Here is a 6,884-nt window from a genome sequence, read left to right as displayed (position 1 = left end):
GCCCTTCTAATGGCTGCTGTATCATCCTTGCCTTCCACCACAATAATTTCTTTTATCTTCATGTTTCCTCCTAATATTACAAACGAAACAGCTGGATTTACTGGCTTAGCTGCCTTTATAAAAAATAGGCTGTGTTAAAGCTTATTGTTGATTTTAGCACCCTGTTGATTGNAGCGGAAGGTGCGAGACTCCTGCGGGAGAAGCGTGTCAGCGGGAGACCCCGCAGGTGCGAATGCACCGAGGAGGCTCCCGGACCGCCCGCGGAAAGCGAGTGCCTGCAGCGGAAATCAACAGGTAAATTTAACAGAGCCAAAAAATATTATAAAAAAACTGAAAAAAACTTGAAACATTTCTGTAATGTAATTCGTCTAAATATATGAAAGAAGAATATATTTATAAAGAACATTTTTTATTATATATGAAAGCAGCTGGAAAAGAAAAAATGTTACCATTAACCTTCTCTGCTTCGCAATAAAAAATGCAGGGGAATGCCCCTGCATCAAGAGAAATATATTTATACAAAGATAATTAATTCAAAACCTTAATCTTCACCGTTCTTCTTCCCCATTTATAAGCTTCTGATTTAGAGGAGAAGAACACATCAATTTTGTTTCCTTTAATAGCTCCGCCTGTATCGGCTGCAACGGCATAGCCGTAGCCTTCAACATAGACTTTTGTCCCTAGCGGAATTATACTTGGATCAACCGCAATTACCTTTGCACCCGGATTGGCACGCAGGTCTAATCCAGTAGCAGTTTTACCTGAGCAGCCACTGCAATTGGCAGTATAAGCAGTAGAAGATACATAAATTTCTTTTCCGCCTCTTTGGGTATTATTGCTGGTTCCACGGGAAACTACCTGTGTCGCCGCAGCAACCTTCGTTCCGACAGCAACGACTTTATCCTGCTTTTCTCTAACTTTCTTTTCGCTTATCAACTTTCTGGAAGTTTCTTTTCCATTCTCCAGAACGACTTCATATTGCTTTGTTAAAAGGCCTTGTTTTCCAGTATTAATGACCTTTTCTTTGCCTTTTTCCAAACTGTTGTCCTTTTTCGTAACAACTGCGAAATTAATTGGTTCTTCCACTACATCGGTGACTTTTTCAACTCGAATGACTTTAATGACGTCATTGGCTTTAACTGTCTCTTCCAACTTTGGTTCAACGCGGTCTAATTCATTAATTGTGACTCCTTGCTGTGATAAAAAGTCAGCGACCGTAGTCGAAGTTGACCAAACCTGCTTTTCTTTTCCGCCATTATTCAGCGTTAAAGAAAATGCCTTCTCTACTTGGATTTCCATGTTGCTTTTTACTTTTTCCTCTGGCTTTGGCTGAACCTTATCGTGTTCGTTTAAGGCAATGTTCTGTTCTTTCAGAACTTCCTCAACCGTCTTAGCTGCGGTCCAAATCGTTTTCTTCTCGTTGTCTTTAACAACCTGCACCTGTTTAGCCGGTTCATAAACAATTTCTAAATTGTCTTTAACCTGTGTGTTTACCGAGGGAAACACATAATCTTCTGAGCGCAATGAAATGTTTAGATCATCGAATATATCTTGAATCGTTGTTGCATGCGTTTTGATGACTTTCTCTTGGCCATCCAGCGTAAGTGCAACGGTTTTCTTTGTTGTTTCATAAAGAATAAAACCGAAAGCAGCTGCAAAAACTATTAAACTAGCAGAAAAAATGGCCAATTTCTTTTTACTCAAAGACTTGGATAACAGGTTTTTCATGTTTTCTATCACGATGAAAAACGCCTCCTTTTCTCTTCGGAGTGATTATATAGAGTATCTTGCCGGCTGTCAACTCTTTCATTTCCCTCGCTGCCATTCAGGCAGGGCATAAATCAGACTAAATCTGTTTTTTGCCTGTAAGGAACAGCACTCTATCCTTATGTATGAAGGACAGCTTTCAACTATGCTTATCTTTCCTGCAAATGACCGTTTTCAGAACTTCTGCTTGCCTTGGTTTAATACTTTTCAACACGCATTTAAAATATCCTTCTTTCTTTTTACTGGATATTTTCTTGCAGATCGTGAAATCGATGTAAATAAACCTCATTTTTCTAGTAATTGGCAGCCTGTTCTCGTAAACATATTTCCTATTATGCAAAAAAATCAAGAGAAAGAAAAGAGAGACTTATCGACATGGTTATCCTATGAGAAGAAGGAGACATGTAGAACTTTTTGGAAACAGAAAAAATTTGGACAAGCACCCACAGTATTCGACAAAAAGCTTTATCAGTTTATGCCGAATAATTTTTTTGCATTTTCAGTTGTCGCACTTGCCACTTCCTCTACAGATATGCCTTTTATTTCTGCTATCTGCTCGGCAACCAGCTTTACATAACTAGGTTCATTTCTTTTTCCTCTAAATGGATGTGGAGTCAAATACGGGCAATCGGTTTCAATCAATAGCTTTTCCAAGGGAATAACATCGGCGACCTCTTTGGGCTTTTTCGCATTTTTAAATGTCACAGGCCCTCCCAGGGAAATGTAAAAGTTCATATCTGCACATTCTTTCGCTGTTTCAGGGCTGCCGCTGAAGCAATGCATAATTCCCCCTACTTCCCCTGCTCCTTCTTCTTTAAGAATTTCAACGATATCCGCTGTTGCGTCACGGTTATGGATGACAATCGGAAGCTTCACCTTTTTAGCCAGCCGAATTTGCTTTCTGAAAACATCCTTTTGAATATCCTTTGGCGATTTGTCCCAATAATAGTCCAGCCCCATTTCCCCAAGAGCAACTACTTTCGGATGCTGTGAAAGTTCCTCAATCCACTGAAGATCCTCTTCCGACATATCAATTGCATCAACAGGATGCCAGCCTACACTTGCATAAATAAAATCGTATTTCTCTGTAAGCTCCATTGCTTTTTCAATTGTTGGACGGTCAAAACCTACAACCACAATATTGGAGACTCCCTCACTTAAGGCTCTGTCGATAACCTCAGTCAAGTCTTCATTATATTGTTCAGCATTTAAGTGTGCATGTGTGTCGAAAAACATCAAAAAACTCCTTTTTTACTTATATTATTTTTTGATTACAATTCTTTCAATCGTATAACAGGAAGGAAGGAATACGGATACGGTTCCTTTGTATACTGACCGTATCCACTTCCCTGACCATTTATTATTTGGATATATTATTACTTAGCTCTGTTAGGCTTGCCTGTTGATTTCCGCTCCAGGAGCTCAGCGAACCGCGGGCAGTCCTGGAGCCTCTTCCCGCAGGACGTTGAATCAGCTTCCTTGAGTAAACACCTCGTCGTAAGGAAATGCGAATGCGTTTTCGCGGGATTAGCACTTTCCACTCCAATCAACAGGGGGCCAGAGTCAATAATCAGCTTTACCACAGCCTATTTTAAAAAGAAAAACATAGAAATGCTTACGTTATACGCCTAACACTTCTATGTTTTTAATTTTTGTTTAGAAAATGAATAATATTATTTAACTCTTGCTCCTAAAGGAAGAGATTCCGCAATTGTAGCAAGCGAAAGTTCGCCGTCTTTTCCTCCTGCCAAAATCATTCCTTCTGAAAGCTCTCCGCGAAGCTTAACAGGCTTCAAGTTTGTTACACAAATTACTTTTCTGCCAACCAGCTCTTCCGGCTTATAAAATTTAGCAATTCCGGAAACAACCTGACGTTTTTCGTACCCAAGATCCAGCTGCAATTTAAGAAGCTTATCAGCCTTTTTCACCGGTTCTGCCTCGATAACCTGGGCTACTCTTAAGTCGACTTTCATAAAGTCATCAATAGTGATTTCGTCTGTATCAGGCTTTTCCTCAGTTTTTGCTTCAGGCTTCACTTCCTCTTTAGGGGCTGAACCCTGCATTTTTGTTTTAATGAATTCCACTTCTTCATTAAGATCAAGGCGAGGGAAGATTGGATCTCCCTTAGAAACCTTTGTGCCTTCCGGAATTAATCCGAAAGTATCCAGGCTTTCCCATGATGTTAGGCTTTCTTCATTCACATTTAATTGAGTAAAAATTTCTTTCGGTGTACGGGTTAAGAATGGCTGCAGCAGCACAGCAATTCTGCGCAGAGACTCTGCTAAATGGACCATTACACTTCCCAGCTCTTCTCTCTTTTCTTCTTCTTTTGCAAGAGTCCAAGGCTGAGTTTCATCTATATATTTATTCGTTCTGCTTACAAGCTGCCAAACAGCAGAAAGAGCAACAGAGAATTCCATTTTTTCCATCGCTTCTTCATACTTGGCTACAGTATCACGATTCATTTGAAGAAGCTGCTGATCAAACTCTCCCTCTGAGCCACTATATGTTGGAATAACACCGTCAAAATATTTATTGACCATAGCAATTGTACGGTTTAAAAGATTTCCTAAATCGTTTGCCAAATCAAAATTTATTCTTTCTACAAAACCCTCAGGCGTAAAGACACCGTCTGCGCCAAATGGAACTTCACGAAGCAAATAGTAGCGCAGTGCATCCAGTCCATAGCGGTCAATTAATGTTACCGGGTCAACTACATTCCCTTTCGACTTGGACATTTTCCCATCCTTCATTAATAGCCAGCCATGTGCAAATACTTTTTTAGGAAGCGGCAGATCCAAAGCCATTAGCATGATCGGCCAATAAATTGTATGGAACCGAACGATTTCCTTCCCTACCAAATGAACATCCGCAGGCCAATAGTTCAAATACTTGGAATCATCTTCGGTACCATAGCCAAGGGCTGTAATATAATTGGATAATGCATCAATCCAAACGTAAACCACATGCTTTGGATTATTCGGAACTTTTACACCCCAGTCAAAAGTTGTCCGTGAAACAGCCAAATCTTCAAGGCCCGGTTTAATAAAGTTATTGATCATTTCATTTTTTCGGGATTCCGGCTGAATGAACGAAGGGTTTTCTTCATAATATTGCAGAAGCCTATCAGCATATTTGCTGACCTTGAAAAAGTAGGATTCTTCTTTTACTTTATGAACTGGGCGTCCACAATCAGGGCAGTTTCCATCCGTAAGCTGGCGTTCTGTGTAATAAGACTCACAAGGAGTACAGTACCATCCTTCATATTCCCCAAGATAGATATCCCCTTGCTCAACAAGCTGGGCAAATATTTTTTCTACAATCTGCTTATGCCTATCTTGAGTGGTACGGATAAAATCATCATAGGAAATATCAAGCTTCTTCCATAGCTCCTGGATCCCTGCCACAATATCATCAACGTACTGCTGTGGCGTTACACCTTTTTCTTCAGCTTTCTCCTGAATCTTTTGCCCATGTTCATCGGTTCCTGTTAAGTACATAACATCATAGCCGCGCATACGCTTGTAGCGTGCCATAGCATCACCAGCTACAGTTGTATAGGCATGCCCTATATGTAAATTTCCGCTAGGATAATAAATTGGAGTGGTTAAATAAAACGTCTTTAATTTTTCCTCCACAAGATTCCCTCCCTAATTTTGAAAGCATAGATACATTATGTCTATGCAGCTATGCTTAATACTGGCTCTTTTTAAACTTCAATATTTAATAAAGGCTCTTTTCGCATAAAATGTTGTTTTTATAAATTTTGCCCATTGAATTCCACTACGGGCACTCAAGCTTTCCCGCGGGGAGGAATGAGAGCCTCCTTGGCTTCGCCTGCGGGGGTCTCCCACTTCCCTCTTTTCCCGCTGGAGTCAAGTGCCCTCCGCTGCAATCAACTCAGTTGGTTAAACTAAGTTTGCAGCCCGAAAAGCAACAAACTTTACGAAAACAGCCTTAATAAAAAATCCCGCCCAATTTGGACGAGAGTAAAAATCAGAAAATCGTGCCGTTATTGGGCCTGCTATATCTGCGTTTTCAAGATGTTATATTCGTCATCATAACCTCTTATACCATCAAAATATACCTAAAAACTTGAAATTGTGCAACCAATAGACTGATGCAAGCTTATTGCAAGAATAAAAATTTTTATTAAAAAGCCTTCTTTATCCCTATAAAAGGTATTAAGGCTTCGAATATTATTATAAGAATAAAGAAGTTTTTGTAGAATTTTGTCGAAATGTCGAAAGCAGTCATTTATTGCAATAAGGCAGAAACAAATGCTTCGATTTCCCCCAAGAATACTATTCTTTTGAAAAACTCTTATGTACCAACACTCTAACGCACCTCCCAAAATTTTCTATATGATTTGAAAATAAAGTAATTGACGTATATGGGAATGGCTGGTATTATGTAATTACTAAAGATTTTGTCGAATAATGACGAAACAACATAGATAGAGAAAAATATTATTGGAGATTTGAGAGGAGAATTTTATTATGAAATCCACAGGTATTGTTCGTAAAGTTGATGAGCTTGGCCGCGTTGTTATCCCAATTGAATTAAGACGTACATTAGGTATTGCTGAAAAGGATGCTTTGGAAATCTACGTTGATGATGAAAGAATCATCCTTAAGAAGTACAAGCCTAATATGACATGCCAGGTTACTGGGGAAGTTTCTGATGAAAATATCTCTTTAGCTAACGGAAAGCTAATCCTTAGCCGTGACGGTGCTGAACAGTTATTAAAAGAAATTCAAAGCACATTTGAATTAGTAAAATAATCAAAAAAAAAGCTTCTCAAAACTTTTGAGAAGCTTTCAGTTTGTAGACAAAAAGAGTTCGGAATAGTCTCATTCCGAACTCTTTTTTTCATTTTTTGTAGGACTTCAAGTAATTACAGAGAATTGCAGACCTCTCCGAGGTTATCATTTAGGCCATTTCTGGACCTTGCCAAGTCCAGTTGGCCATTTTCTTCAAATTCATGGCAGCGAAAGTAAGCATCGCCTGCATCGACATTTTTTTAAGTCCCCTGAGGGTTGTCCAACGCATGCCATGCTTTTCTTTTGCATCTGCGAATACTCGTTCAATTGTTTCTTTGCGTTTTTCATAGATCG

General features: G+C 39.4%; 5 protein-coding genes. 1 reads left to right on the top strand and 4 read right to left on the bottom strand.

Translation table 11 applies throughout. From position 1 onward, the window contains the following. Window positions 1–528: 528 nt before the first annotated feature. The 3 genes from L634_RS0127795 to metG all read right to left on the bottom strand — a co-directional run bounded on the left by L634_RS0127795 (window position 529) and on the right by metG (window position 5,405). Window positions 529–1,728 carry a G5 and 3D domain-containing protein gene (locus L634_RS0127795; RefSeq protein WP_026585209.1) on the bottom strand — a complete coding sequence of 400 codons (1,200 nt, stop codon included), beginning with the start codon at window positions 1,726–1,728 and terminating at the stop codon, window positions 529–531. Between the two features lie 507 nt (window positions 1,729–2,235). Next, window positions 2,236–3,003: a TatD family hydrolase gene (locus L634_RS0127790; RefSeq protein ID WP_026585208.1), complete on the bottom strand. Its 768-nt coding sequence runs from the start codon at window positions 3,001–3,003 to the stop codon at window positions 2,236–2,238. A 437-nt stretch (window positions 3,004–3,440) separates the two neighbouring features. Next, the gene (metG, locus tag L634_RS0127785) at window positions 3,441–5,405 is read right to left on the bottom strand and encodes a methionine--tRNA ligase (RefSeq protein WP_026585207.1); all 1,965 of its coding nucleotides are present in this window, start codon (window positions 5,403–5,405) and stop codon (window positions 3,441–3,443) included. An 861-nt stretch (window positions 5,406–6,266) separates the two neighbouring features. Here metG and L634_RS0127780 point away from each other — a divergent pair. Next, complete coding sequence (locus L634_RS0127780; RefSeq protein WP_026585206.1) at window positions 6,267–6,551, top strand: AbrB/MazE/SpoVT family DNA-binding domain-containing protein; 285 nt, start codon at window positions 6,267–6,269, stop codon at window positions 6,549–6,551. A 148-nt stretch (window positions 6,552–6,699) separates the two neighbouring features. Here L634_RS0127780 and L634_RS31965 read toward each other — a convergent pair. Then, window positions 6,700–6,884 (bottom strand): transposase (locus L634_RS31965; protein ID WP_034263129.1); only part of this gene is annotated, 185 nt, incomplete at its 5' end.

Origin of the sequence: Bacillus sp. J33, assembly GCF_000518885.1 — a bacterium.
Classification (GTDB): Bacteria; Bacillota; Bacilli; order Bacillales; family Cytobacillaceae; genus Cytobacillus.
This window is presented reverse-complemented; position numbering and strand designations above follow the sequence as displayed.

What these genes read in the sequence shown, in the direction of transcription:
- L634_RS0127795 (WP_026585209.1), bottom strand. Translation starts at nt 1,728, where the DNA reads ATGAAAAACCTGTTATCCAAGTCTTTGAGTAAAAAGAAATTGGCCATT.
- L634_RS0127790 (WP_026585208.1), bottom strand. Translation starts at nt 3,003, where the DNA reads ATGTTTTTCGACACACATGCACACTTAAATGCTGAACAATATAATGAA.
- L634_RS0127780 (WP_026585206.1), top strand. Translation starts at nt 6,267, where the DNA reads ATGAAATCCACAGGTATTGTTCGTAAAGTTGATGAGCTTGGCCGCGTT.